Annotated in this window: 24 protein-coding genes; 11 read left to right on the top strand and 13 right to left on the bottom strand. The window is 73.9% G+C overall.

Annotated features, from left to right (window positions below; genetic code table 11):
• Nucleotides 1-526: 526 nt before the first annotated feature.
• The 8 genes from ACFYXU_RS03370 to ACFYXU_RS03335 all read right to left on the bottom strand — a co-directional run bounded on the left by ACFYXU_RS03370 (nucleotide 527) and on the right by ACFYXU_RS03335 (nucleotide 10,143).
• A complete protein-coding gene (locus ACFYXU_RS03370; RefSeq protein WP_389407392.1) occupies nucleotides 527-1,672 on the bottom strand; it encodes a GNAT family N-acetyltransferase in 1,146 nt (381 codons plus the stop codon).
• Nucleotides 1,669-2,349: a lipopolysaccharide biosynthesis protein gene (locus ACFYXU_RS03365; protein WP_376517134.1), complete on the bottom strand. Its 681-nt coding sequence runs from the start codon at nucleotides 2,347-2,349 to the stop codon at nucleotides 1,669-1,671. Before ACFYXU_RS03365 ends, ACFYXU_RS03370 begins: the two co-directional genes overlap by 4 nt.
• A 13-nt stretch (nucleotides 2,350-2,362) precedes the next feature.
• On the bottom strand, nucleotides 2,363-3,496 hold the full coding sequence (locus tag ACFYXU_RS03360) for a glycosyltransferase (protein WP_389456345.1): 1,134 nt from the start codon (nucleotides 3,494-3,496) through the stop codon (nucleotides 2,363-2,365).
• A complete protein-coding gene (locus ACFYXU_RS03355) occupies nucleotides 3,493-4,293 on the bottom strand; it encodes a polysaccharide deacetylase family protein (RefSeq protein ID WP_389456343.1) in 801 nt (266 codons plus the stop codon). Before ACFYXU_RS03355 ends, ACFYXU_RS03360 begins: the two co-directional genes overlap by 4 nt.
• On the bottom strand, nucleotides 4,193-5,941 hold the full coding sequence (locus tag ACFYXU_RS03350) for a lipid II flippase MurJ (RefSeq protein ID WP_389456733.1): 1,749 nt from the start codon (nucleotides 5,939-5,941) through the stop codon (nucleotides 4,193-4,195). Before ACFYXU_RS03350 ends, ACFYXU_RS03355 begins: the two co-directional genes overlap by 101 nt.
• A gap of 298 nt (nucleotides 5,942-6,239) precedes the next feature.
• Entirely contained in the window at nucleotides 6,240-7,556 is a 1,317-nt protein-coding gene (locus ACFYXU_RS03345) for an O-antigen ligase family protein (RefSeq protein WP_389456341.1), read from the bottom strand.
• A gap of 2 nt (nucleotides 7,557-7,558) precedes the next feature.
• A complete protein-coding gene (locus tag ACFYXU_RS03340) occupies nucleotides 7,559-9,010 on the bottom strand; it encodes a sugar transferase (protein WP_329854144.1) in 1,452 nt (483 codons plus the stop codon).
• A complete protein-coding gene (locus ACFYXU_RS03335; protein ID WP_389456339.1) occupies nucleotides 9,007-10,143 on the bottom strand; it encodes a glycosyltransferase in 1,137 nt (378 codons plus the stop codon). The genes ACFYXU_RS03340 and ACFYXU_RS03335 overlap by 4 nt, the downstream gene beginning before the upstream one ends.
• A gap of 149 nt (nucleotides 10,144-10,292) precedes the next feature.
• Between ACFYXU_RS03335 and ACFYXU_RS03330 the strand changes: the two genes are divergently transcribed.
• The 7 genes from ACFYXU_RS03330 (at nucleotide 10,293) to ACFYXU_RS03300 (ending at nucleotide 14,974) form a co-directional block, all read left to right on the top strand.
• Nucleotides 10,293-10,523, top strand: coding sequence for a hypothetical protein (locus ACFYXU_RS03330; RefSeq protein WP_389456337.1), 231 nt, complete (start codon nucleotides 10,293-10,295; stop codon nucleotides 10,521-10,523).
• Nucleotides 10,524-11,045: 522 nt separating this feature from the next.
• The gene (locus ACFYXU_RS03325; protein WP_329854140.1) at nucleotides 11,046-11,285 is read left to right on the top strand and encodes a chaplin; all 240 of its coding nucleotides are present in this window, start codon (nucleotides 11,046-11,048) and stop codon (nucleotides 11,283-11,285) included.
• Between the two features lie 273 nt (nucleotides 11,286-11,558).
• Nucleotides 11,559-12,140, top strand: coding sequence for a hypothetical protein (locus ACFYXU_RS03320; protein ID WP_389456335.1), 582 nt, complete (start codon nucleotides 11,559-11,561; stop codon nucleotides 12,138-12,140).
• A 222-nt stretch (nucleotides 12,141-12,362) separates the two neighbouring features.
• Entirely contained in the window at nucleotides 12,363-12,638 is a 276-nt protein-coding gene (locus tag ACFYXU_RS03315; RefSeq protein WP_389456333.1) for a hypothetical protein, read from the top strand.
• A 233-nt stretch (nucleotides 12,639-12,871) separates the two neighbouring features.
• Nucleotides 12,872-13,765 (top strand): hypothetical protein, encoded by an 894-nt coding sequence (locus ACFYXU_RS03310; protein WP_389456331.1) that lies wholly within the window; start codon nucleotides 12,872-12,874, stop codon nucleotides 13,763-13,765.
• A 117-nt stretch (nucleotides 13,766-13,882) separates the two neighbouring features.
• Entirely contained in the window at nucleotides 13,883-14,395 is a 513-nt protein-coding gene (locus ACFYXU_RS03305) for a hypothetical protein (protein ID WP_389456329.1), read from the top strand.
• A 297-nt stretch (nucleotides 14,396-14,692) separates the two neighbouring features.
• Complete coding sequence (locus ACFYXU_RS03300; protein WP_361396122.1) at nucleotides 14,693-14,974, top strand: chaplin; 282 nt, start codon at nucleotides 14,693-14,695, stop codon at nucleotides 14,972-14,974.
• Nucleotides 14,975-15,035: 61 nt separating this feature from the next.
• On the opposite strand, the gene ACFYXU_RS03295 is transcribed toward ACFYXU_RS03300, so the two are convergent.
• Nucleotides 15,036-15,902 carry a tyrosinase family protein gene (locus ACFYXU_RS03295; RefSeq protein ID WP_329854134.1) on the bottom strand — a complete coding sequence of 289 codons (867 nt, stop codon included), beginning with the start codon at nucleotides 15,900-15,902 and terminating at the stop codon, nucleotides 15,036-15,038.
• Nucleotides 15,886-16,302 carry a tyrosinase family oxidase copper chaperone gene (locus ACFYXU_RS03290; protein ID WP_376513536.1) on the bottom strand — a complete coding sequence of 139 codons (417 nt, stop codon included), beginning with the start codon at nucleotides 16,300-16,302 and terminating at the stop codon, nucleotides 15,886-15,888. The genes ACFYXU_RS03295 and ACFYXU_RS03290 overlap by 17 nt, the downstream gene beginning before the upstream one ends.
• 150 nt (nucleotides 16,303-16,452) lie before the next feature.
• Here ACFYXU_RS03290 and ACFYXU_RS03285 point away from each other — a divergent pair, with 150 nt between their 5' ends.
• From ACFYXU_RS03285 to ACFYXU_RS03275, 3 genes are read left to right on the top strand one after another with little or no spacing between them, the layout of a single operon-like run.
• Entirely contained in the window at nucleotides 16,453-16,956 is a 504-nt protein-coding gene (locus ACFYXU_RS03285) for a DUF5949 family protein (RefSeq protein ID WP_361396113.1), read from the top strand.
• Nucleotides 16,957-16,974: 18 nt separating this feature from the next.
• Nucleotides 16,975-17,622, top strand: coding sequence for a vitamin K epoxide reductase family protein (locus tag ACFYXU_RS03280; protein WP_361396110.1), 648 nt, complete (start codon nucleotides 16,975-16,977; stop codon nucleotides 17,620-17,622).
• Nucleotide 17,623: 1 nt separating this feature from the next.
• A complete protein-coding gene (locus ACFYXU_RS03275; RefSeq protein ID WP_389407386.1) occupies nucleotides 17,624-18,664 on the top strand; it encodes a glycoside hydrolase family 26 protein in 1,041 nt (346 codons plus the stop codon).
• Between the two features lie 14 nt (nucleotides 18,665-18,678).
• Here the strand turns inward: ACFYXU_RS03275 and ACFYXU_RS03270 are convergent, their stop codons facing one another.
• On the bottom strand, nucleotides 18,679-19,272 hold the full coding sequence (locus ACFYXU_RS03270) for a TetR family transcriptional regulator (protein WP_389407385.1): 594 nt from the start codon (nucleotides 19,270-19,272) through the stop codon (nucleotides 18,679-18,681).
• 17 nt (nucleotides 19,273-19,289) lie between these two features.
• Nucleotides 19,290-19,976, bottom strand: coding sequence for a hemolysin III family protein (locus ACFYXU_RS03265; RefSeq protein WP_329854127.1), 687 nt, complete (start codon nucleotides 19,974-19,976; stop codon nucleotides 19,290-19,292).
• A gap of 197 nt (nucleotides 19,977-20,173) precedes the next feature.
• Between ACFYXU_RS03265 and ACFYXU_RS03260 the strand changes: the two genes are divergently transcribed.
• Nucleotides 20,174-21,991 carry a phosphoenolpyruvate carboxykinase (GTP) gene (locus ACFYXU_RS03260; protein WP_389407384.1) on the top strand — a complete coding sequence of 606 codons (1,818 nt, stop codon included), beginning with the start codon at nucleotides 20,174-20,176 and terminating at the stop codon, nucleotides 21,989-21,991.
• Between the two features lie 124 nt (nucleotides 21,992-22,115).
• Here the strand turns inward: ACFYXU_RS03260 and ACFYXU_RS03255 are convergent, their stop codons facing one another.
• Nucleotides 22,116-23,033, bottom strand: coding sequence for a poly-gamma-glutamate hydrolase family protein (locus ACFYXU_RS03255; protein WP_376513528.1), 918 nt, complete (start codon nucleotides 23,031-23,033; stop codon nucleotides 22,116-22,118).
• Between the last annotated feature and the right edge of the window lie 35 nt (nucleotides 23,034-23,068).

Below are 23,068 nucleotides of genomic sequence, written 5' to 3'. Positions count from 1 at the left end.
TGAGCCCAAGCCTGAGCCGAAGCCTGAGCCCAAGCCGGAACCGAAGCCGGAGCCGAAGCCTGAGCCGAAGCCCGAGCCGAAGCCGGAACCGAAGCCGGAGCCGAAGCCCGAGCCGAAGCCCGAGCCGAAGCCGGAACCGAAGCCGGAGCCGAAGCCCGAGCCCAAGCCGGAGCCGAAGCCCGAGCCCAAGCCGGAACCCAAGCCTGAGCCGAAGCCCGAGCCGAAGCCGGAACCGAAGCCGGAACCGAAGCCCGAGCCGAAGCCGGAGCCCAAGCCGGAACCGAAGCCCGAGCCGAAGCCGGAGCCCAAGCCCGAGCCGAAGCCGGAACCGAAGCCGGAGCCCAAGCCCGAGCCGAAGCCGGAGCCCAAGCCCGAGCCCAAGCCCGACTGCTGGACCGTAGAGCTCGGTTCGTGGGTGGAGAGTTGGATCGGCGGGCCCGTCTGCGTGCCGAAGGACAACTGGAAGGACCAGGTCGACCTCGACTGGAAGGACACCCTGAAGGAGGTCTGGCCCTTCTGACGTCTGTCACGGCGGCGGTGCCGGAGTCCCCCCGGCCCCGCCGCCGCGGCGCAGCGCCCGCCCCACCCAGGCCCGTTCCCGCGCCTGCCGGGCCACCCAGCGCCGGGCGTCGGCCGCGCCCGCGCGCAGCCACAGGAGCGGAGCCGTACCGCGCCCCGTGAGGAGCAGCCGCCGGTTGCGGACCGGCTCCGGCCGCCAGTGCTGTTTGTACGGCTCGCTGCCCCGCAGCATGCTCAGCGTGGCGCGCCCGCCGGAGCTGGTCTCGCGCGCCCCGTGGCGCAGCAGCATCGTCGCCACGTCGACCTTGCGGGCGCGCAGCGCCGGATCGGCGCCGTACAGATAGCCTCCGGCGAGCCGCGGGGACATCAGGGTCAGGTCGGCGGCGACCACGTCCCCGGCGAGCCGGAACTCGGTGACCATCGCGTCGCCCCGCTCGACCATCGGCCGCACCGCCCGCGTGAGGTGCTGGGCGAAGCGCTCGCTGGTGTGCTCGGCGGTCACGCCCCGCCCCTGCCACTGGAGCTGGTGGAGCCTCAGGAGCCGGTCGAGCGCCGCCGGGACCTCCTCGCCGGTCACCACGTGCGCGTCGATGCCGAGCGCGTCGAGCTTCCGCAGCTTCGCGCGGACCCGCTGCGCCTTCCCGGACGGGATCCGTTCCAGGAGGCCCTCCATGGGGACGGCGGGCAGCTCCAGGCAGAGCGAGTCGGGCAGCCGCCGGCGCGGGCCCCGCCAGTGCGCGAAGACCCGCTCGCTGGCCGCGCCCGGCCGGACCTCGCGCAGGTCGACGACCGCGCCCCGGGCGGCCCGCGCGAGGGCCCCGGCCAGGGCCGGTGCCGCCTCGGGGCAGCCGTCGTCGAGCAGGACGTCGGTGAAGTCGGTGATGCTGCCGCCGAGCTGGGTGAGGACGGGCAGCGGCCCGCCGGACCGCATCAGGGGCGCGGCGGCGACGAGCTCGCCGTCCTCCCGTCGTACGAGCACCACCCGCAGCGCACCGGGACGGCCGTACGAGAGCCACCAGGAGTGCAGCCAGGAGTGGGACTGGAAGGGGGTGGCGGAGGCACAGCGCCCGTACAGCGCCGTCCACTCGGCCGAGAGCCGCCCGAACTCCTCCGCGTCACGGCAGACCTCGGTCCGCAGGGTTCTCGGGCTCACACCGTCTCCGGCTGGTGCGCGGCGGCCGGGGCGGGGGCGGGCACCGGGGCGGACCCGGCGGGGACGGCGGCCTGGCGGGAGTGCCGGGCCCCGTCGCGCGGGACGGAGCGCTTCGGACGGACCAGGAGGACCAGACCGCCGAGGAGACCGCCCGCGCAGCCGCCGACCAGGGCGGAGAGCGGCGCGGAGGGGGAGACCGGGTCCACGGGCTTGGTGGCGCGGGAGAACTGGACGACCTTCACGCCGGTGCTGCCGGCGACATGCGTGCTGTTCAGGACGAGCGAGCGGGCCACCCCGTCCGCCATCGACACCGCCTGGGCGGGCTTCGCGGCCCGGGCGGTGATCGAGATCATCGGCGCGTCCGGCGAGGTCTCGGCCTGCACGTTCTTGCGCAGGGTGTCGGCGGTCACCCCCGCCCACACCTGGGCGTCGCCGGTCACCGCGATGTCCGTGGCGACCCGCCCGTACGCCTGGGCGAAACCGATCGCCGCCGCCGGGTCGGACTTCTCCGCCGGTACGACGATGACGTAGCTGGTCGCCGCGTACTCCGGGGACTTCAGGGCGCCGTAGCCGCCGCCGAGGACCGCCCCGGCGAGGACGGCCGCCGGGAGGACCGCCCAGCGGCCCGGGGAGCGCAGACCTGCGGGAAGGGCGGCGCGGGATCGGGTGGTGTTCATCGGAGGGGCTCTCTCACTTCGCGGGGGACGGGTCGCCGTGGACGGCGTGGTCATACAGGGACATCAGCTGCCGTGCGCTGTGCGCGATGTCGTAGCGGCGGGCGGCCTCGGGCGGCGGGAGCCGGTCGGGCCGGGCGTCCCGGACGCCGCGCAGCGCGGAGACCAGCTCGGGCTCGGACGCGCCGATCCGGCGCGCGCCCGGCGCCGCGTCCGGGGGCAGGTCCTCGATCGCCGGGCAGGCCACGTACAGCACGGGAAGCCCCGCGGCGAGCGCCTCGACGGCCGCGAGGCCGAAGGTCTCGTCGGGGGAGGTGGAGACGAAGACGTCCATGGCGGCGAGGAGTTCGGGCATCGTGGGCCCCAGCGGCCCGCCCGCCGGCGGGTCCTCGCAGGCCCCGAAGAGCAGGGTCCGGCCCCCGGCCCCGCACTCCCGGGCGACCCGCAGCAGCTCCGCGCGGTGCTCGCCCTCGCCGACCAGGAGCAGCCGGGCCTCCGGCACCGCGGCCACCGCCCGGACCAGCCGGTCGAAGCGCTTCCCGGGCGTGAGCCGCCCGACGCCGCCGACGACGTAGGCGTCCTCCGGGATGCCGAGGACGCCCCGGGTGAGCCGCCGGGCGCGCGGGTCGAAGGCGAAGCGGCCGGTCTCGATGCCGTTCGGCACCACCCGGATGCGCTGCGGGGGCACCCCCCAGTCCGCCAGCCGGCGGGCGACGCTGGGCGAGACGGCGACCGTGGACGTGCCCAGGCGCTCGGAGGCCAGGTAGAGGGCGCGGGTGGCGGCGGAGAGCGGACGGCCCTCGATCTGGGTCTCGCCGAGGGAGTGCTCGGTGGCGATGACCCGGCGGACCCCGGCGAGCCGGGCCGCCGTCCTGCCGTACACGCACGCCCGGTAGAGGTGCGTGTGGACGAGGTCGTAGCGGCCCTGCCGGACGATCCGGGCGAGCCGGGGCAGCGCCCCGACGTCCCGGTTCCCGGTCATGCCGAGGTGGGTGACCTTCGTGCCGTCGGCCACGATGCCCGCGGCGACCGCACCCGGGTTGGTGAGCGTGACGACCTCGCCGCCCACCGGCAGGTGGCGCAGCAGGAGCCGCAGCTGCTGCTCGGCGCCGCCGATGCCGAGTCCGGTGATGACGTGCAGGACCCTCATGGCGCACCGACCGTGGCCGGGGCGGACGGGACGGAGACCAGGTCGGCGGGCCGGCGGCGGCGCAGCGGGTGCAGGACGCGCTTGGCGGCGAGCCGCGCGGCGGTGTCGTTCTCGCCGATGTGGATCCGGGGCAGGGCGTACGTGCTCGTGTGCGGGCCCGGGTCGATCGCGCAGGCGTAGCGGTAGCCGGCCCCGCGGACGGCCTGGACGGCGCGCGGGTCGACCTGCCCGTACGGGTAGCAGAAGCCGTCCACCGGGCGGCCGGTCATGTCCTCCAGGAGCTCGCGGCTCAGCCGCGTCTCGGCGGCGAGCGTCGCGTCGTCCGCCTCGGTGAGCGGGACGTGCCGCAGGCCGTGCGAGCCGATCTCCATGCCGGCGTCGGCGATCCGCCGGATGCCGTCCTCGTCGAGCAGCGGCTTGCGCGGCCCGGCGGTGTCCCAGCCGTTCTCGCCGCCGAGGCGGCCCGGCAGGACGTACACCGTGGCCGTGAAGCGGTGCCGGAGCAGCAGCGGCAGCGCCGAGTCGACGAAGTCCGCGTACCCGTCGTCGAAGGTCAGGCCCACGAGGCCCTTGGCGCGCCCCGCCGCGGTGGCGTCGAGCAGCTCCCGCACGGAGACCCCGCGCAGCCCCCGGTCGGTGAGCCAGTGCAGCTGCCGGGCGAAGCGCACGGGGGAGACGGTCACCCGGTACGGATCGTCAGCGGTGTCCGTGATCGAGTGGTACATCGCCACCCACAGGGGCGGCTTCCACAGGGGCGGCTGCGGCAGCAGACGGCGCAGCGCGGTGGCGGCGGGCATGGGCGGTCCTCCGGAAGGCGGAGCGGGGCAGGGGCGGGATCTCGGGCGCCCTGGGGGCGCAGGCGATGAAGAGGACGAAGACGCCGGCGACGACCAGGGCGGTGGCGGCGACGGCGAGGACGGCGGGGCCTATCGCGAGCTGGACGAGCCAGCCGGCGCCGGTCGCCCAGGCGCCGGCGGCGGCGAGCCGGAGCAGTCCCCCGCCGAGGTGGGCGACGTCGAGGGGGACGGCCTGGCGGTGCGCGCCGCGCAGCAGCAGCACGGCGCTGAGGGTGATGCCGAGGGCGTTGGCGGCGGCGATGCCGACCGCGCCCCAGTAGTGGGCGCCGGGGATGCCGGCGACGGCGGTCGTGGCGAGGCCCGCGGCCATGGCGACGGCCGGGTACCAGAGCGGGCGCGCGGCGGAGAAGTAGCAGCGGACCAGGGCCCCGACCATCGTCTGGCCCAGCAGGCCCAGCGCGTACACCCGCATGACGGCGGCGGTGGCGGTGGTGTCCGAGCTCGTGAACTCGCCCCGCTCGAAGAGCAGTTCCACGATCCTGGGCGCGACGGCGATCACCGTCGAGGAGCCGACCAGGACGACCACGGCGGCCAGCAGCAGGTCCCGCTCGACCCGGCGGCGGGCCGCCTCCGGGTCGCCCGCGGCGAGCGCGCGGGCCACCACCGGGAAGCTGACCGTGCACAGCATCAGGGAGAGGATCATCGGCATCTGCGCGACCTTCTGCGCGTAGTTCAGATGCGAGATGGCGCCGGCGGGCAGCGGGGAGGCGAGGAACCGCTCGATCAGCGTCTGGGACTGGCGGCACAGCGAGAAGACGACGACGGGCGCGATGAGCCCCAGGGCCAGGATGCGTCCCTCGCCCGAGGAGACGGGGCCGGCCGTGACGGGCTCCGGCCGGCCGGGGGCCCGCAGTTCCCGCAGGAGCGTGGGCGCCTGGACGAGGACCATGAGCACCCCGCCGACGGCGACCCCGGCGGCGGCCGACCGCACCCCCCAGGGCCCGCGCAGCACCAGGATCGTGCCGATGATCCCCACGTTGTACGCCACGTAGATCGCCGCGGGCGGGAGGAACCGGCCGTGCGCGCGCAGCGCCGCCGAGCAGTAGCCGACCAGGGAGAAGGTCAGCACGCAGGTCCCGGTCAGCCGCGTGCAGTCGATGGCGAGCGCCGGGTCGGGCAGGCCCGGCGCGAGCGCCGCGACGAGCAGCGGCGCGGCGGCGATCAGGACGACGGCGGCGAGGCCCAGCGCGAGGACGATCCGGGGGAGCGTCCCGCGCACCAGGGCGCGCACCGGGTCACCGGCGAGGGCGGACGAACGGCGGGCCAGGGCGCGGGAGAAGGCCGGCACCATGATCAGCGCCATGGCGTCCTCGATGAGCAGCGTCGAGGCGAACTCGGGCACCGTCCACGCCACCAGGAACGCGTCGGTCCCGGCCCCGGCACCGAAGTACCCCGCCATGATCTGGTCCCGTACGAGCCCGAGGACCGCCCCGGCCGCGGTGAGCCCGGCGGTGACGGCCGCGGCCTTCGCGAGGAATCCGCCGCTCCCGCCGCTTCCGTCGCGCCCGCCGCGCACCCGGGCGTGCGCCCGGCGCCCGGCGGGCGGGACGGGAGCGGCGGGCGGAGCGCCGGCGGGACGGCGCGTCACCCACCGCGCCCCCGTGACGAGCCGGACGTCCGGGGAGCCTCCCGCGCCGACGGGACCTGTCCCGGCCGCCCCCGAGGCGGCGGGATCCGGCCGGGGGGCCGTCGCGCTCCGTACGGTCCGGGCCGCGCGGGACGCCCCCGGCAGCACGACGGCCCCCGGGGCCCACGAGGAGTCCGTGGGGCCCGGAGGCGAGGCCGGCCAGGGGTCGGTCAGCGGGGTGCCGCAGGGCGGCCGGGGCGACGGGCGCGGCCCGTCCGACCAGGCCGCGTCCGTGGGCTCCGGCTGCCCGGCCCACGGGTCACGCACGCCTCGCCTCCGCCACCGACCACCAGGCCGCCAGACCGAACACGACGGACATCAGGACCGTCGAGGGCCCGCCGATGTCCGCGTAGAAGAAGTCGACGAGCTGCCAGACCAGCAGGCCCGTCGCGACCAGCGCGCAGTCCGCGCCCCGCCGCTGCCGCCGCAGCGCGCCGACCAGCAGCGCCACCCAGCTGCCGACCAGGGCGAGGAAGCCCACCAGGCCCTGCTCGCTCAGCACCAGCAGGTACATGTTGTGCGGGGACAGCAGCGGCTGACGGGCGAACCCGGCGCCCGCGCCGGCCGTGTCGCTGCCGGAGGAGAGCGCGAGCGAGGCGTTCGAGTCGCGGTACCGGGGGAAGCCCTTGAGCCCGACGCCCGTGACCGGCTCCGCCCGCCACATCCGCCCGGCCGCCGCCCACATCGTGTACCGGTCCGTCACCGACTGGTCCGGCGCCGCCGTCACCCGCGTGATGCTGGTGACCCGCTCCTTCACCATCTCCGAACCGATCCCGAGGCCCCCGACCAGGACCACCCCGAGCGCGCCCGCCACGAGCGCCACCCGCACCGCCCGCCGGGCCCCGGAGAGCAGCAGCTGGAGCGCGAGGGCGAGCACGGTCGCGATCCACGCGCCCCGGCTGAACGACAGCACCAGCGGCACGAGCAGCAGCCCCGCGCAGGCCGTCGCGGCCGTGCGGACGCGCCCGGGCCCGCTGCCGAGCGCGAGCCCGGTGGCGACGACCAGCCCGTACGCGACGACCGTGGCCATGCCCATCACGTCGGTCGCCCCGAAGGTGCCGACGGCCCGGATGTCCTCGCCCTGGTACGAGGCGCCCGTCCCGGTCAGGTACTGGGCGACCCCCACCGCGCCCTGGAGCAGCGCGAAGAAGACCAGGGCCCAGGCCACCACGGCGAAGTCCCGCCGGTCACGGATCATCAGGAGCACGGCCCCCGGCACCAGGACGAAGATCTGCACGTAGCGGGCGACGCCCGGCAGACTCGCCGCCGGGTCGTGCGAGGTGATCGCGGACAGGCAGACCCCGAGCACCGGAAGCCCCAGGACGACGGCCGCCGCCCGGGTCAGCGGCCGGGTCCCGCCGCGCGCCACCCGCACCAGGCAGACCAGGACGAGGAGCCCGGAGGCCGCGTCCGCGACCGTTCCCGTGCCGCCGGTGCCGCCCTGCGCGCCGCCGCCGCCCGGGACGAGCAGCAGCGCGATCACGGCGAGCACCGGGGACAGCGCCCCGGCCCGGCGGGCCCAGTCCCGCACCGCGGCACCGGTGTCCGGCACCGGCGCCGTCACGGCCGTGGCCATCGTCAGCTCCCCGTGGGTCGGACGAGCCCGGCCGCCGTGCGCAGCAGGATGCAGACGTCCTGCCAGAGCGACCAGTGGTCGATGTAGTGGTTGTCGAAGCGGCAGCGGTCCTCGATCGAGGTGTCACCGCGCAGCCCGTGCACCTGCGCGAGACCCGTGAGCCCCACCGGCATCCGGTGCCGGGCCGCGTAGCCCGCGTGGATCTTGCTGAACTGGGCGACGAAGTAGGGGCGTTCGGGACGGGGCCCGACCAGGCTCATGTCGCCGCGCAGCACGTTCCACAGCTGCGGCAGCTCGTCCAGCGAGCTCTTCCGCAGGAAGCTCCCGGCCGCGCTCATCCTCCGGTCGCCCGCCACGTTCCAGCGGGTCGCCGACTCGGTGTCGTCGGAGGGGCGCAGCGTGCGGAACTTCAGCAGGGTGAAGTGGCGGCCGTGCTGCCCCACCCGCTCCTGCCGGAAGAGCACCCCGGGTCCGTCCGAGAGCCGCACGGCCAGCGCGCACACCAGCAGCACCGGCAGCGCGAAGGCGAGCGCGGGAGCGGCCAGCGCGATGTCCAGGGCTCGCTTCGAGGCCCGTCCGGGCCGCTCGCCGAGCGGGACGACCCGCTGCCAGGCGTACCCCCACAGGTGCGCGCCCATCGGCCCGTCCTGGTGCCGGCCGCCGACCCGCCAGGTGGCGCAGCCGTACTGCTGGAAGAGCGTCACCAGGCCCGGGTCCTCGTCGAGGAACACGGCGTCGCGCACCGCGTTCTGGATGACGGCCCGGTGGATCTCCTCGGTCGTGGTGAGCACCGGGAGCCCGGCCTCACCGGCCGGCCGGGGAGCGCCGCCCTGTTCGGGCACGCCCACGATCCCGACCGGCCGCACCCCGTACTCAGGGTGCTGGGCGGCCGCCGCGGCGAACCGGCGCGCGGCGCCCGCCCCGCCGACGACGAGCGCGGAGCGCGGCCGCTCCCGGGCGATCCGGCGCCGCCGCGCGAGCAGCACCGCCCGGACCAGGCACACCAGGGCGAGGTGCGTGGCGTAGGCCGCGCCGAGCCGCAGCGGTCCCATCGCCAGGGCGGGGGAGTACGCGGAGACCGCGGCCGCCGCCAGGCACCAGGCGAAGCCGGCGCGGGAGCCGAGCGCGGGCAGCTCGTCGAGGATCCGGGTGTGCACGGCCGGACGGTAGAGACCCGCCTGCCCGTCGAGGACCAGGACGACCGCCATGACCGGCAGGACGAACCGGGGGTCCTGGTGCACGGCGCTTAGCACCGACGCGGCCGCGAGGACGGCCAGGGCGTCGACGGTCACGAGCGAGGCCACACCGGACCGTGGCCGCGCGCGGCGGTGGCGCGGCAGCACGAGCCGGCCGGGGGCGCCGCGGCGCGGCGCGAGGGAGGCGAGGCCGAGGGCCTGGCCCGCCGTGGGCCAGGGGCCCGGCGAGGAGGGGACGCTGGTACTTTCCGTGGTCACTGCGCAATCGGCTCTCTGGGCTCGGCCCCTCGCGCTCCGGCCAGTTCGCGGTAGACGTCCGCGACGGCCGCGCCGGTGCGCCGGACATCGAATCTGCTGAGGACGTGCTCATGGGCCTCACGGCCCAGGCGGTGCCGCAGCTCCGGCCTGCCGAGGAGGCGGCCCAGAGCGGTGGCGAGCGGGGCCGGGTCACCGGAGGGGACCAGGCACAGGGGTTCATGGGCGGGCGGCAGGCTCTCGCGCGCCCCGTCCACGTCGCTGACGACGACGGGACGGCCGGCGGCCATGGCCTCCAGCGGCGCGAGCGCCATGCCCTCCCAGCGGGACGGCAGGACGACCACGTCGGCGGCCCGGTACCAGGGCACGGTGTCGTCGACGGCCCCGGTGAACCGCACCGAGGGGCCGGCGGCGGACCGCAGCGCCCGCTCGTCGGGGCCGTCGCCGACCAGGACGAGCCGGGCCGTGGGCACCTCGGCGAGGACGGCGGGCCAGGCGGCGAGCAGGACGTCCTGCCCCTTCTGGCGGCAGAGCCGGCCCACGCAGACGACGGTGGGCGCGGGGTTGCCCGGCGGTCCGTCGGTCGCGAACCGGGCCGTGTCGACGCCGTTGTGGACGACCGACCAGGCCGCCGCGACCCCGGCCCGCTCGCCGGTGCGCCGCTCGGCCTCGCTCACGCAGAGGATCCGGTCCGTCCAGCGGGCGCCGAAGCGCTCCCAGCGGCGGGCGACCGCGGCGGTCCGGCCCTCGACGGCCTCGAAGGACCAGGCGTGCGGCTGGTACACCGTGGGGATCCGCCCCCGTACGGCGAGCCGGGCGCACAGACCGGCCTTGGCGCTGTGCGCGTGGACCAGTCCGGGCCGGACCGTACGGATCAGCCGGGCCAGGTCCCGCGTCTCGCGCGGCACGGAGGGGCCGGGGTCGCGCCCGGCCCGCCAGTCGTGGGTCTCGGCGCCCTCGGCGCGGACGGCGGCGGACAGCCCGGTGCCGGGCGGGCAGGCGACCGCGACCCGCAGGCCGGCGGCGCGCTGGACGCGGACCAGGTCGACGACGACACGGGCGACCCCGCCGTCGCCGGGCTGGACCGCGTGCAGGACGGTGACGGACCCGGGGTCCGTGTCGAATGGTGACAGCACGTCAGCGCCGGACGCCGGCCTGGAGGAAGCCCGCGCCGAGCCGGACGTGCGCCCGGCCGCCTCCCGGACGCCGCGCCCCCCGCGGGTCGAACACGGCGGACCCGCGTCCGAGGGTGTTCGTACGATCGGGATTCCGTACGGTCCCACCGGTGCCGAATTCGGTGATGCCGGAGTTCGGCACACCGTCCGCGGAATTGGCGGAATCGGAGAGGCGGGTGATCTTCGAACGGCTCGTTTCCACGGTCGGGAAATCACCGGAAGTGCCCCGGGCGCCCGTGGGCACCACCGGCGCGGTCCGGCCGGAGTTGTACGTGCGGGGCGCGGAATCCACCGAAGTGCGGGCGGCCCGCACGATCCCCCCGTGCCGCACGGCCCGGTGACGCGCGGCGCCGGGGACGCGGGTCGTCTCGCGGGGCCGGGGTGCGGCTGCGGAGGCGCCGGGGGCCGCGGCGGACGGGGCCGCACACGACCGGGCGCACCACACGCTGCGACGCACAGCAAGAAGCGCTGAATTCCGCATACAGGTTCTCCGCTTTGATGAGAGAAGGGAGGGAAGACCCGAGTAGGCCGGGGGAGAAGAAGGTGTCGTCCGCACGAAATGGGTGAACGCGCGGCGGGCCCGGAAGCAACGTTCGGGAACGTTATAACCCCGATGCGGGGCGATAGTACGCATTAGATGCCCGGAAACGCTAACTCCCGTATCCGGGAGGCAGGTTCCTCGTTGTGCGTGTTGCGCCATTCCACGCCCAGTCCCTCCAATGGCCCTCCTATGGCCCAAAGATCGGTTGAACGTCACCCGTTCGGGAGAGCAACCGATGAAATCGGGAACCGTTGTTGAGGGAGTCGGGCCGAACAGCCCGCGCAGTCCGAGTCGCATGAATTCGATCGAGGAGCACCTCCCCATGTCCCGTATCGCCAAGGCCGTTGTCCTGACCGTGGGTGCCGCCGCCGCCGTCGCCGGTACCGCCGGTGCCGCCTCCGCCGACGCCGGCGCCGAGGCCGCGGCCGTGAAGTCCCCCGGTGTCGCCTCCGGCAACGTCGTCCAGGTCCCGGTCCACATCCCGGTCAACCTCTGCGGCAACACCGTCAGCGTCATCGGCGCGCTGAACCCGGCCTTCGGCAACACCTGCGTCAACGCCTGATCACGCACGCCCGATCAGTCCTTCCGAAGCCGGTGCGCCCACCCCGACGGGTGGGCGCACCGGCTTTTCCTTGTCGTCACTGGTCCGGTACTCGTTCGGCGGCACCTTCGTGCGCCGCCCGGTGCAACGGCGTACGCCCCTCAGGGGGGCAGGTCGGGCGCGGGATTCACTCGAACGGAGACGTGGCGCTGCGTAGTTTCGCGGTTGCGGAGGGCTATACCCGCAGGCACCGTGAGAGGGCAGTTGTCCGACGCATAAGGAAAAGGAACACATATGCGTCTCCTGGCCACACGCCGTCTGACCGTCCTGGCGATATCCGCCGCCCTCACCCTCGGCACGGCGGGATCCGCCGTCGCCGGCGAACACCCCCCGTCCACCGCGGCCGACCGGGCCGAGCCCGCGCCCGTCCCCGGCGCCGCCGCCCTCCCTGCCCGGGCCGACGTGCTCGGCGACCTCGGCTCGGTGACCGCCTCCGTGAGCGAGCTCGTCGCGGCCGCGAGGAAAGCCCCCACCGGCGGGCTGTCCGAGGCCGACGTCGAGACCTTCAAGGCCAAGATCGCCACGGCGGTCGCCGCGGCGAAGGCCACGGCGGCGACTCCTCTCCCCGCCACCGCGGCGACCCCGCTCCCGAACACCGCCGCGACCCCGCTCCCGGACACCTCGGTCGCCGCCCTGCTCGCCTCCGTCGCCTCCGGGGCCGCCGACGGGATGGTTCCGCAGGTCGCCTCCACCGTGACCTCGCTGGTCGACCAGGTCGTCGCCACCGTGCTCGGCGGCGGACTGCCCGCGGTCCCGGCGGCCCCGCCCGCCACCGCTACCGAGCTGCCGGTCACGCCCCCGCCGCCCGTCCGGTAGCGCCCCGCGCATCCGTACCGGCCCGGTGTCCCCCGGGCCGGTACGGGCGTGCGATCGGCAAATAGCACCGGGCCGCATCGATCGGGTGCAGAACCGAGAAATCCTTCCTCCCGGAGTTTCCGGGGCGCCCACTTCTCGTTACAGAAGCAGAACGCCGTACAGGATTCGGCCAAGAACCCTGTACGGAACGTGACTTGAAAGTCCAGAGGAAGGATTCACTCCATGAAGCCCACCAAGGTCGCCGCGGTCGTCGCCGGTTCGCTGATGGCTCTGGGTGCCGCCGCGCCCGCCATGGCCGCCGAGGCGCTGACCCCCACCAGCCTCAACGGTGGACTCGAAGCGATCGCCGCCAACGGGCTGAAGAGCGACATGCTGAGCAGCACCACGGACGGCTCCCCGGTCCAGACCGTCACCAAGACGGCGGAGCAGCTGAACACCGCCACCAAGGGTGCCTCGCTGCTCGGCGGCCTCCCGGTCGCCGGCGCCCTGGGCGGCTGACGTCCCCTCAGCACCACCGCCCCCACGGGCATTTACGGAGGCCTCCGTGCCACCGTTCCTCACGGTCGGCTGATCGAATGATTTTCTGATCAGCTGCCGTGTGGCCCCGGAATCATGCCGGGCGCCGACCCATACCCTCAGGCCGATCCCATATGAACGTCGGTGCGGATCAGGCCGGTCGGAGCGAGGGGGGATCCTCGCCGGTCTCTCCCTTTCTCCAGAGGAAGAGCGGTATGCGGTCCATCATCAGCAGGAAAGTTCTCACCGCGGCGGCAGCGACGGGCATCCTGTCGCTGAGCGGCGGCTTCGCCCTGGCCGCGAACCCCCACCCCGGTGCGGGCGACGGGCCCGGCTCCGGCAACAGTGGTCAGGTGCAGGCACCCCTTCCCGCGGACGTCTGCGGCCAGAGCAAGGAGCTCGGCGGCTTCGTCGCGGCGGCCGTCGGCGACCTCTGCGCCCACGCGGAGGAGTCCGACGGCTACGGCGACGAGCCGGGTGGGCCGTCGGAGCCCCCCACGCATCCGCCGACCCACCCCCCGACCCACCCGCCCACGCATCCCCCGACCCACCCGCCCACGCATCCCCCGACCCACCCGCCCACGCATCCCCCGACCCACCCGCCGACGCATCCCCCCACGCACCCCCCGACCCACCCGCCGACGACGCAGCCTCCGACGCATCCGCCCACGCACCCTCCGACGACGAAGCCTCCGACGCACCCTCCGACGACGAAGCCGCCGACCCACCCTCCGACGACGCCTCCCCCGCACACGACGCCGCCGCCCCACACGACCCCTCCGGGCCACCCGGGCGGTCCCGGTGACTGTGAGGACTCGGGCTACGGCGAGGACTGCGAGCAGCCGCCGACCACGACGCCGCCGACCACGACCCCTCCCACCCACACGACCCCTCCGGGTCACCCGGGCGGTCCCGGTGACTGTGAGGACTCGGGCTACGGCGAGGACTGCGAGCAGCCGACCAAGCCCGGGCACCCCGGCCAGCCGCAGCTTCCCGACACCGGCAGCAGCGAGCCCGTCCTCATGGGCGCGGCCGCGATCAGCGCCGCCCTGATCATCGGCGGCACCGTCGTCTACCTGCGTGGCGGACGCGTCGCCCGCCGGCACTGACCCCTCCCGCGCGACCGCGTCAACCAAGGGCCCTCACTTTCACCGGTGAGGGCCCCGCGCGTTGCCGCAAACGGGTTAGTCCCGCGACGTTTCGGCCGAGGGGCTCGTTCTCCTCACATGACTCTGCGTTCTCACGCGGGCATGGGTCTCCTCATGACCGCGCTCGCCTCCGCCGCCCTGGCCTCTCCCGCCGCAGCCGTCGAGGCGCCGGTGGCCGTCCCGCTCCAGGGCCTGGAGCCGGTCCTGCCGATGGACGCGCCGACCGTGGCGACCGGCGTTCCCGTACCGATGCCCGGCGCGCCCACCGGCTTCCAGAAGGGCCTCGGCTCGCTCCCGGACGTGGCCCTGCCCAGCGTCCCGATGGCCGGCACCCTGCCGGAGACCGTCGTCGACGCGCCGCTGCCCGAGGTCCTCAAGGGCAGCGAGCGCGGCCGGGCCCTGCTCAGCAGCCCGCATTCGGAGATGAGGACGGCCACCCCGGGGGCCGTCGTCGGCAACCCGCTGGAGGCCCCGCGGGGCAACGGCCTCGGCGGTCTGCCGGGCCTCACGAAGCCTCAGCTCGGTCTCCTCACCCCGATGCTCAGCGGAGCCGTCGACCCCCAGCTCGGGCTGGCGCCGGACGCGGGCTGACCCGTCCGGGTCCGCTCATGCGTACGACCCTTGACCGGCCGGGTGAAGACACGATTCTTCCCCGCCACCCCAAGGGCTCGCGGTCGTTGCAAGAGAAGGCTTGTCGCATGGCCGCGGCCCGCGGCCCGAAGGCGTTCCGTCGTATCCGGCGGCGGACGCGTTCGGGGCGCGGGCCATTTTCCCGATATTCCCTTCGTCCCGTTCGGCCCAAAGGCCGTGACCCGATCCGGGGACGGGCGTTGAACGGAAGTGACGGCCGTGATTCCTGCGGTCGCATTCCAGCCCAAGGAGTTCTTGATGTCTCGCATCGCGAAGGCTGCCGCTGTTCTCGCCGGCACGGGTGCCGTTGCCCTCACCGGAGCCGGCCTGGCCGTCGCCGACGCCGGCGCCGAGGCCGTCGCCGCCCACTCGCCCGGTGTCGCCTCCGGCAACGTCGTCCAGGTCCCGGTCCACGTCCCGGTCAACCTCTGCGGCAACACCGTCAACGTCATCGGTCTGCTGAACCCGGCGTTCGGCAACACCTGCATCAACGCCGACGGCGGTCACGGTGAGCGCGGCGACGGCGGCTACGGCGGCTGATCCCCCCGTTCCCCCTGGGTGTCCCCCCGGTCGTCGGCCGGGGGGACACCCATGTGCGGGGTCAGGCGTACCGGTAGATCCTGCTGTGGTCGGACATCGACGCCGGGGTTACGCCCCAGGGCGCCATCGGGTCGTGCCGGGCCGCGACCTTGCGGTACTGCGCGTCGCCCAGCGGCGGCGGCTCGGCCGGGAGATAGGCGGCCCCGGGGTTGCGCTGCTGCCAGCGCGACCAGACGAGGTCGACGAACGAGTGGTGCAGCCAGAACACCGGATCGTTCACGGAGCCGCCGCCGAGCATCAGCCCGCCGACCCACCGGTGGACCCGGTTGTGGATCCGGAACCGTTCGTTGCCCCGGCCCGGCGCCCAGCCCTCCAGGGCGTTGCGGAAGCCGGTGGCGCTGGTCGAGTTCCAGGGGGACGCGTCGTACACCCGCTCGCGCATGACCGCGTCGAGCTGGGCCGGGGTCGGAAGCGTGATCGGATCCTGGGGACGGCCGAAGTCCCTGGTCAGATAGCGCGCGTCGGTCATCGACTGGGTGATCGTCCACCGCCCGGTGGAGGCCGCGAAGGGTCCGGTCATCACCTGGAGGTCGCCCCGCCGGCCGTTGCCGCCCAGGAAGTCCTCGCGCCAGATCGAGGAGGCCGGGGAGTTGTCCCGGGTCCAGTCCCAGTACGGGACGGAGACCGTCGGGTCGATCCGGCGCAGCGCCGTCTCGAACTCCAGCAGGAACTTCCGGTGCCAGGGCAGGAAGCTCGGCGTCATGTGGGCGATCCTGAGCCTGCCGCCTCCGTCGGCCGTGTAGTAGTCGATGTGGGTCCGGACGAAGCGGTCGTACGCACCGGTCCGCTTCAGTTCCAGGACGGCGGCGACGAACTTGCGGCGCTCGGCACCGGTCAGATCGCGCTGGTTCTTACGCGTGTACACCACGCGGGCTCCCTCCCGTCGGGTCGGTGGAGACGCCGTGGGCGGCCGCGAGCGGGGAGAGCCGGGCCGTGCCCAGCTCGTCCACGGCCGCACGGGTCGCCGCCAGGGGCGTCGGGCAGGACTCGTAGTGGTCGATCGGGCTGACCCAGCCGCCGTCCGCGCAGCGCATCAGGTGCAGCGCGCGGCCGTCGACGAGGGCCGTCGGCTCGCCGCCGGGGCCGGAGAAGCCCAGGAGGCGCCGCCCCCGGTACATCTCGTCGAAGGAGTGCGGATCGCCCGTGCCCCCCGACGCGGCCGGATCCGGCTCCGATCGGGTCGCGACACGGCCGAGGGCACCGCCCGTGAAGGCGGTGACGGCCAGCGCGAACAGGGACCGCAGTGCGACGCGGCGCGGGACGATCATCAGTGATCTCCTGGTGGTCGGCTAATGCCCTCAGGGCACAACGATGAAAACCCGGGTTCGTTCCGCCGGACATGCCAGCGGCGTGAATGTCGGCCGTTCGAGTGAATTCGGCGCGGGGAAAGGAGGGTTGGAGGTCTAGCATCCGGATTCATGACCACTTCCAATGTCGTCTCCTCCGCGCGCAGCGTCTCTCCGCTGGGAACTCTCACGGTGATTCCGTGGTCCAGCGAGCCCTCCGCCGACTCCTCGGGGACGCCCTTCCTGATGGCGTATTCGCTCGGCGACGGCCGGGACGGGCCGGAGGCCGGTCAGCAGGCGATGCGCGCGGCCCTGGAGTCCATGGGCCTCTCCGTCGGCGACCGTCTCTTCGACCTGGACCAGGACGCCGGCATCAAGGCCTCGCTGCTCGTCGAGGGCGGATCGGCCGTGCTCACGCTGCCCTTCCTGAAGGTGCAGTGCCCGGTGCCCGACGAGTGGCAGGCGGCCGCCCGCGAGGCGGGCAAGGTGTACTTCATCTGCTCCGTGCGGCCCTGGGCCGAGGGCGTGCCCGGACAGCCCGTCGACGAGGCGCGGCTGCGGGCCTTCGTCTCGGACGAGGAGATGCTCGCCGACAGCGCCCACGTCCTGCTGCCGGTCCGCCGCATCCAGGGCTGAGCGGGAAGGGGCGGCGTCATGGCGACGGTGGACGTACGCGGCGGAGTGCCGGGCCAGCGGCAGGACGGGTCCGTCCGGGAGACCGGCGGGCGGGTCGGCGCGAGCCGGGCCCTCGGCTGGCTGCTGCTCGTCACCGGCTCGGCGGGCGTGCTCGCCGGCTGGGTGATCACGATCGACAAGTTCCTGCTCCTGGAGGACCCCGGCTTCCAGCCCGGGTGCAGCCTGAACCCGGTCGTGTCCTGCGGCAACATCATGAAGAGCGAGCAGGCGGCGGTCTTCGGCTTCCCGAACCCGATGCTCGGGCTCGTCACGTACGCCGTCGTCGTGGCCGTCGGGGCCGGGCTGCTCGCCGGGGCCCGCTACCGGGGCTGGTTCTGGCTCGGCCTCAACGCCGGGATGCTCTTCGGCGTCGGCTTCTGCACCTGGCTGATGTACCAGTCGCTGTACGAGATCAACGCGCTCTGCCTGTGGTGCTGCCTCGCCTGGGTCGCGACCCTCGTCATGTTCTGGTACGTGACCGCGCACAACGTCCGGGAGCGCGTGCTGCCCGCCCCGGCCGGACTGCGCACCTTCCTCGGCGAGTTCACCTTCGCCCTGCCCGTCCTGCACATCGGGATCATCGGGATGCTGATCCTGACCCGCTGGTGGGACTTCTGGACGAGCTGACGTGCGCCGGAAGCCCTCCCGGCTCCCCCGGTTCTCCTGGCCGCGGGCCGCACTGACCGTGCTGCTCGCGGCCGTCGCCGTCTTCCTCCTGCTGCCCGACGGGATCGTGCCCGGCGGCCGGCGCACGGGGGAGCGGACCGCGCCGGAGGCGGCGCCCCCGCCGCTGACGGGCGTGCCGTCGGGGTTCTTCACCGGCTCCGACGAGGCCGGGGTGCGGCGGATCGCACAGGTCCAGGAGTGGCTCGGCGGAGCGTCCCTGACGGTCGGTCACACCTATCTGCCGGGCGACCGCTGGTCCAACATCGAGGGCCATCCGGCGCTCTTCGGGCCGTGGGCGCGCTGGAAGGCGGCGCGGCCCGGGCGTCTCTTCGTGCTGAACGTGCCCCTGCTCGACCGCAGCGAGGGCGGACTGCCGGACGCCGAGGTGCGGGCGGGACTGCGGCGCGGTGCCGACGGCGGGTACGACGGGCACTTCAGGACCCTGGGGGAGCGGCTCGTGGCGCACGGGCTCGGCGACGCGGTCCTGGTGCTCGGCTGGGAGATGAACGGCACCACGTACAGCCATCGCTGCGGCCCGGACCCGACGGCCTGGAAGGCGTACTGGCGGCGGGTGGTGGAGGTGCTGCGGGGGGTGCCGGGGCAGCGCTTCCGCTTCGACTTCACGCCGAGCCGGGGGCTCGACGCGATTGCCTGGCCGCTCTGCTATCCGGGCGACGACGTCGTCGACATCATCGGGATGGACGCCTACGACCAGCCCGCCGGGCTCTCCTTCGAGGAGCAGGTGGAGGAGGCGTACGGGCTGGCGCACCAGGTGCGCTTCGCCGCCGCGCACGGGAAGCCCGTCTCGTATCCCGAGTGGGGGCTCTTCAGGAACGGCGACAACCCGGCGTACGTGCGGGGCATGCTCGACTGGTTCGCGGCGCACCGGCCGGTCTACCAGACCGTCACCGACTACTGCCCGCACGGGGTGTGGGAGTGCGCGGACAACCCGGAGTCGGCGCGGATCGTCCGGGGCGCGCTGGGGGCTCCGGGCGTGTCTTGAGGGCGCCGGCGGGCCTACGGGGCCGTCAGTCCGGTCCTCAGGGTGTCGACCGTGCGGTTCAGGAGGTCCACGAGGTCGTCGCCCCGGCCGTGCTCGGCCCAGTGGACGGTCGCCTCGCGCAGCGCGCCGAGGACCGCCGCCGTGAAGACCCGTACCTCCAGGTCGTCGGCGCCCCGGCCGGTCCGGTCGGCGATCGCGCGGGCGAGCCGGCGGCCCGTCGCGGCGGTGGTCTCGGTGAGCCGGGCGCGCACGGCGGGGATCTCCACCATGAGCCGGGCGCGCAGCCGGGTCTCCTCCGGCTCCTCGGCGAGGGCCGTCCGGACGGCGTCGACGACGACCGCACGGAGCGATTCGAGCGGCTCCTCGGCGGCGGGGCGGGCGCGGAGCCGTGCTTCGAGGAGCTCATCGTCCTCGTCGGTGAGGAGGATGTCCTCCCGGACCGGGAAGTAGCGCGCGACGGTGGAGGGGGAGACCTCGGCGGCCTCGGCGATCCGGTCGGTGGTGGCGGCGTCCCAGCCGTGGTCGGCGGCGAGCCGGTAGGCGGCCCGGCGGATCGTCGCGCGGGTCTTCGCCTTCTGGCGCGCGCGCAGGCCGGGCCGGTCGGTCATGGCTTCGTGGTCCCGGGTCAGGCGTGCTGGTACGCGACCAGGGAGATGCCGACGTAGTGGACGATGAAGGCCGCGAGGGTCAGCGAGTGGAAGACCTCGTGGAAGCCGAACCAGCGCGGGGACGGGTTCGGGCGCTTGATGCCGTAGATGACGCCGCCCGCGCTGTAGAGCAGCCCGCCGACGACCACGAGGACGAGGACGGCGATGCCGCCGGTGCGCAGGAAGTCGGGCAGGAAGAAGACGGCGGCCCAGCCCATCGCGATGTAGCAGGGCGTGTACAGCCAGCGAGGGGCGCCGACCCAGAAGACGCGGAAGGCGATGCCGGCGGCGGCCGCGGCCCAGACCGCCCACATGAGCGGCTTCGCGGTGGAGTCGGGGAGCAGCAGCAGGCTGAGCGGGGTGTAGGTGCCCGCGATGATCAGGAAGATGTTGGCGTGGTCGAGGCGCCGGAGCACGGCCTCGCCGCGCGGACCCCAGTCGCCGCGGTGGTAGAGCGCGCTGATGCCGAAGAGCAGGCAGGCGGTGAGGACGTAGATCCCGCAGGCGACGCGCGCGCGGGGCGAGTCGGAGAACGCGACCAGCACGAGGCCCGCCACGATCACGGCGGGGAACATGCCCGCGTGCAGCCATCCCCGGAGCCGGGGCTTCGTCGGGAGCGGCAGGGAGCGCTCGGTCGGGGTCACTTCCGGCGTGGCTGCTGTCATGGAAAACCATCCTAGCTACGCACCCGTAGGTACCGGACATGAGTGGCGATGCTCACATGTGCACCCCCCTGGACATATGGGCGGATCCGTCGGATGATCAAATGAGTGCGGTCGGCACCGGATGAGCAGCTACGACGCATCCGGGTCGCAGCCCCCACGGGGCATACAGCGAACACACCCCTCGACAAGGAGCAATCGTGGCGCGCGACAACGCGGCTCCCCTTCCCACCCAGCACCAGGAGCTCGTCTCCTGGGTGAACGAGATCGCCGAGATCACCCAGCCGGACAGCATCGTCTGGTGCGACGGATCCGAGGCCGAGTACGAGCGCCTGTGCGAGGAGCTCGTCGCCAGGGGGACCTTCAAGAAGCTCGACCCGACACTGCGCCCGAACTCGTACTACGCCGCCTCCGACCCGTCCGACGTCGCGCGCGTCGAGGACCGGACCTTCATCTGCTCCGAGAAGGAGGAGGACGCGGGCCCGACCAACCACTGGAAGGCCCCGGCGGAGATGAAGGAGATCTTCGCGGGCGAGAAGGGCATCTTCCGCGGCTCCATGCGCGGCCGCACCCTGTACGTCGTGCCCTTCTGCATGGGCCCGGTCGGCTCCCCGCTCTCCGCCATCGGCGTCGAGATCACGGACTCCGCGTACGTCGCCGCCTCCATGCGCACCATGACCCGCATGGGCCAGGCCGTCCTCGACGAGCTCGGCACCGACGGCTTCTTCGTGAAGGCCGTCCACACCCTCGGCGCCCCCCTGGACGAGGGCCAGGAGGACGTGCCGTGGCCCTGCAACTCCACCAAGTACATCTCGCACTTCCCCGAGACCCGCGAGATCTGGTCGTACGGCTCGGGCTACGGCGGCAACGCCCTGCTCGGCAAGAAGTGCTACGCGCTCCGCATCGCGTCCGTCATGGCGCGTGACGAGGGCTGGCTCGCCGAGCACATGCTCGTCCTCAAGCTGACCCCGCCGCAGGGCGAGGCCAAGTACGTCGCCGCGGCCTTCCCGTCCGCCTGCGGCAAGACCAACCTGGCCATGCTGGAGCCCACGATCTCCGGCTGGACCGTCGAGACCATCGGCGACGACATCGCCTGGATGCGCTTCGGCGAGGACGGCCGCCTCTACGCGATCAACCCCGAGGCCGGTTTCTTCGGCGTCGCGCCCGGCACCGGCGAGCACACCAACGCCAACGCCATGAAGACCCTCTGGGGCAACTCCGTCTTCACGAACGTCGCCCTCACCGACGACGGCGACGTGTGGTGGGAGGGGATGACCGAGTCGGCCCCCGCGCACCTCACGGACTGGAAGGGCAACGACTGGACGCCGGAGTCCGAGACCCCGGCCGCCCACCCGAACGCCCGCTTCACCGTCCCGGCGGGGCAGTGCCCGACGATCGCCCCGGAGTGGGAGGACACCAAGGGCGTCCCGATCTCCGCGATCCTCTTCGGCGGCCGCCGCGCCTCCGCGGTCCCGCTGGTCACCGAGTCCTTCGACTGGAACCACGGCGTCTTCCTCGGCGCGAACGTCGCCTCCGAGAAGACCGCCGCCGCCGAGGGCAAGGTCGGCGAGCTGCGCCGCGACCCCTTCGCCATGCTGCCGTTCTGCGGCTACAACATGGGCGACTACATGGCCCACTGGGTCAAGGTGGGCGCGAACGCCGACCAGGCGAAGCTCCCGAAGATCTACTACGTGAACTGGTTCCGCAAGAACGACGCCGGCGCGTTCGTCTGGCCCGGCTTCGGCGAGAACAGCCGCGTCCTGAAGTGGATCGTCGAGCGCCTCGACGGCAAGGCCGAGGGCGTCGAGACCCCGATCGGCATCCTGCCGACCGCCGAGTCCCTCGACACCGACGGGCTCGACCTGCCGGCCGAGGACCTGGAGTTCCTCCTCAAGGTCGACCGTGACGTGTGGCGCGAAGAGGCCGCCCTCGTCCCGGACCACCTGAACACCTTCGGCGACCACACGCCGAAGGAGCTGTGGGACCAGTACCACGCGCTCGTGGAGCGCCTCGGCTAGTCCCCTCCGAACGCGTGGTGGGCTGCCCCGAAACACCGCCCTGACCAGTGGGGTCACGACGGTCCATCACGACGCAACCGGCCCCCGGAGCCCCCTCAGGCTCCGGGGGCCGGCGCACGTCCGGCTACAGGATCGGCTGGGTCGCCTCGACGGTCGCGATCGCCCGGCGGCAGGCGTCGCGGAACGCCTCGAACCGGCCGCCCGACGCGTCCCAGGTCGCCGCGCGCCGCGAGCGGGAACCGGAGTCACCGAAGAGGCTCTGGCGCAGCTCCGTCGTCATCTCGATCTGCGCGCCCTTGCGGAGCATCGTCAGGTTGCACGGGTTGGTGACGTGACTGCCGTTGAAGTCCTGGAGCCGGTTGAGGTACCGGGAGTCGAAGGCGTCGACCACCGGGATGCCCGCCGCGCCGATCTCGCGCACCAGCGCCGCGCGGAACTCCGCGTTGAGGCCGCCGACGACGGCGAGGCGCGGGTCGCTGGACGGCGGCCACACCATGGGCTCGGGCATGCCCAGCTGGTCGTACTGACAGCCGTGCAGCGACAGCACGTTGAGGTGGCTCGCGGCGAGCGACAGCGCCACGTGGTCGTCGCAGTTGCGCGACGTGACGTGCAGCGCCTTGTTGCCCGTGGAGAGCAGGCCCTCGAAGAGGAAGTAGTCGTGCGTGGAGGGCAGGATCGGCTCGGCCTTGTCCGTGACGGCGCCGGGGTCGTAGCCGGCGATGCCCAGGGCGAGTTCGCTCGTGCCGATCTCGATGCCGCCGCCGTGCAGCGCGAGGATCGCGGTGCGCGGGTACGCGGCCTTCGCGGTCAGGTCGGAGTCGGCGGCCGGGTGTCTTTTGAAGCGGCGGCCGTACGAGGTGCCCTCGACGAGCGCCGGATCCTTGTACAGGGCCGTGTTCGAGGCGTACTCGCCCGGGTCCGCGGCCGCGGCGGCCGGAGCGGCGGCGGCGAGCTGGCCGAGGAGCGGGGCGCCCGCCGTGGCGGCCGCCGCGAAGGCGGTCAGAACGGTGCGGCGGGACGCGGGACGCGGTGAAGGTGTCATGACCGCAACATAGTTGATCTTCGGGCGGCGGTCGG

The sequence above is a fragment of the Streptomyces sp. NPDC002232 genome, assembly GCF_042890295.1.
Taxonomy (GTDB): domain Bacteria; phylum Actinomycetota; class Actinomycetes; order Streptomycetales; family Streptomycetaceae; genus Streptomyces.
Note: the sequence above shows the minus strand (reverse complement) of the source record. Positions and strands in the feature narration are given on the sequence as shown.

Coding starts and splice junctions, on each gene's coding strand:
- ACFYXU_RS03360 (WP_389456345.1), bottom strand. CDS start 3,496: ATGAGGGTCCTGCACGTCATCACCGGACTCGGCATCGGCGGCGCCGAG.
- ACFYXU_RS03305 (WP_389456329.1), top strand. CDS start 13,883: ATGACTCTGCGTTCTCACGCGGGCATGGGTCTCCTCATGACCGCGCTC.
- ACFYXU_RS03255 (WP_376513528.1), bottom strand. CDS start 23,033: ATGACACCTTCACCGCGTCCCGCGTCCCGCCGCACCGTTCTGACCGCC.
- ACFYXU_RS03300 (WP_361396122.1), top strand. CDS start 14,693: ATGTCTCGCATCGCGAAGGCTGCCGCTGTTCTCGCCGGCACGGGTGCC.
- ACFYXU_RS03285 (WP_361396113.1), top strand. CDS start 16,453: ATGACCACTTCCAATGTCGTCTCCTCCGCGCGCAGCGTCTCTCCGCTG.
- ACFYXU_RS03325 (WP_329854140.1), top strand. CDS start 11,046: ATGTCCCGTATCGCCAAGGCCGTTGTCCTGACCGTGGGTGCCGCCGCC.
- ACFYXU_RS03270 (WP_389407385.1), bottom strand. CDS start 19,272: ATGACCGACCGGCCCGGCCTGCGCGCGCGCCAGAAGGCGAAGACCCGC.
- ACFYXU_RS03265 (WP_329854127.1), bottom strand. CDS start 19,976: ATGACAGCAGCCACGCCGGAAGTGACCCCGACCGAGCGCTCCCTGCCG.
- ACFYXU_RS03280 (WP_361396110.1), top strand. CDS start 16,975: ATGGCGACGGTGGACGTACGCGGCGGAGTGCCGGGCCAGCGGCAGGAC.
- ACFYXU_RS03355 (WP_389456343.1), bottom strand. CDS start 4,293: ATGCCCGCCGCCACCGCGCTGCGCCGTCTGCTGCCGCAGCCGCCCCTG.
- ACFYXU_RS03345 (WP_389456341.1), bottom strand. CDS start 7,556: ATGGCCACGGCCGTGACGGCGCCGGTGCCGGACACCGGTGCCGCGGTG.
- ACFYXU_RS03315 (WP_389456333.1), top strand. CDS start 12,363: ATGAAGCCCACCAAGGTCGCCGCGGTCGTCGCCGGTTCGCTGATGGCT.
- ACFYXU_RS03365 (WP_376517134.1), bottom strand. CDS start 2,349: ATGAACACCACCCGATCCCGCGCCGCCCTTCCCGCAGGTCTGCGCTCC.
- ACFYXU_RS03310 (WP_389456331.1), top strand. CDS start 12,872: ATGCGGTCCATCATCAGCAGGAAAGTTCTCACCGCGGCGGCAGCGACG.
- ACFYXU_RS03290 (WP_376513536.1), bottom strand. CDS start 16,302: ATGATCGTCCCGCGCCGCGTCGCACTGCGGTCCCTGTTCGCGCTGGCC.
- ACFYXU_RS03320 (WP_389456335.1), top strand. CDS start 11,559: ATGCGTCTCCTGGCCACACGCCGTCTGACCGTCCTGGCGATATCCGCC.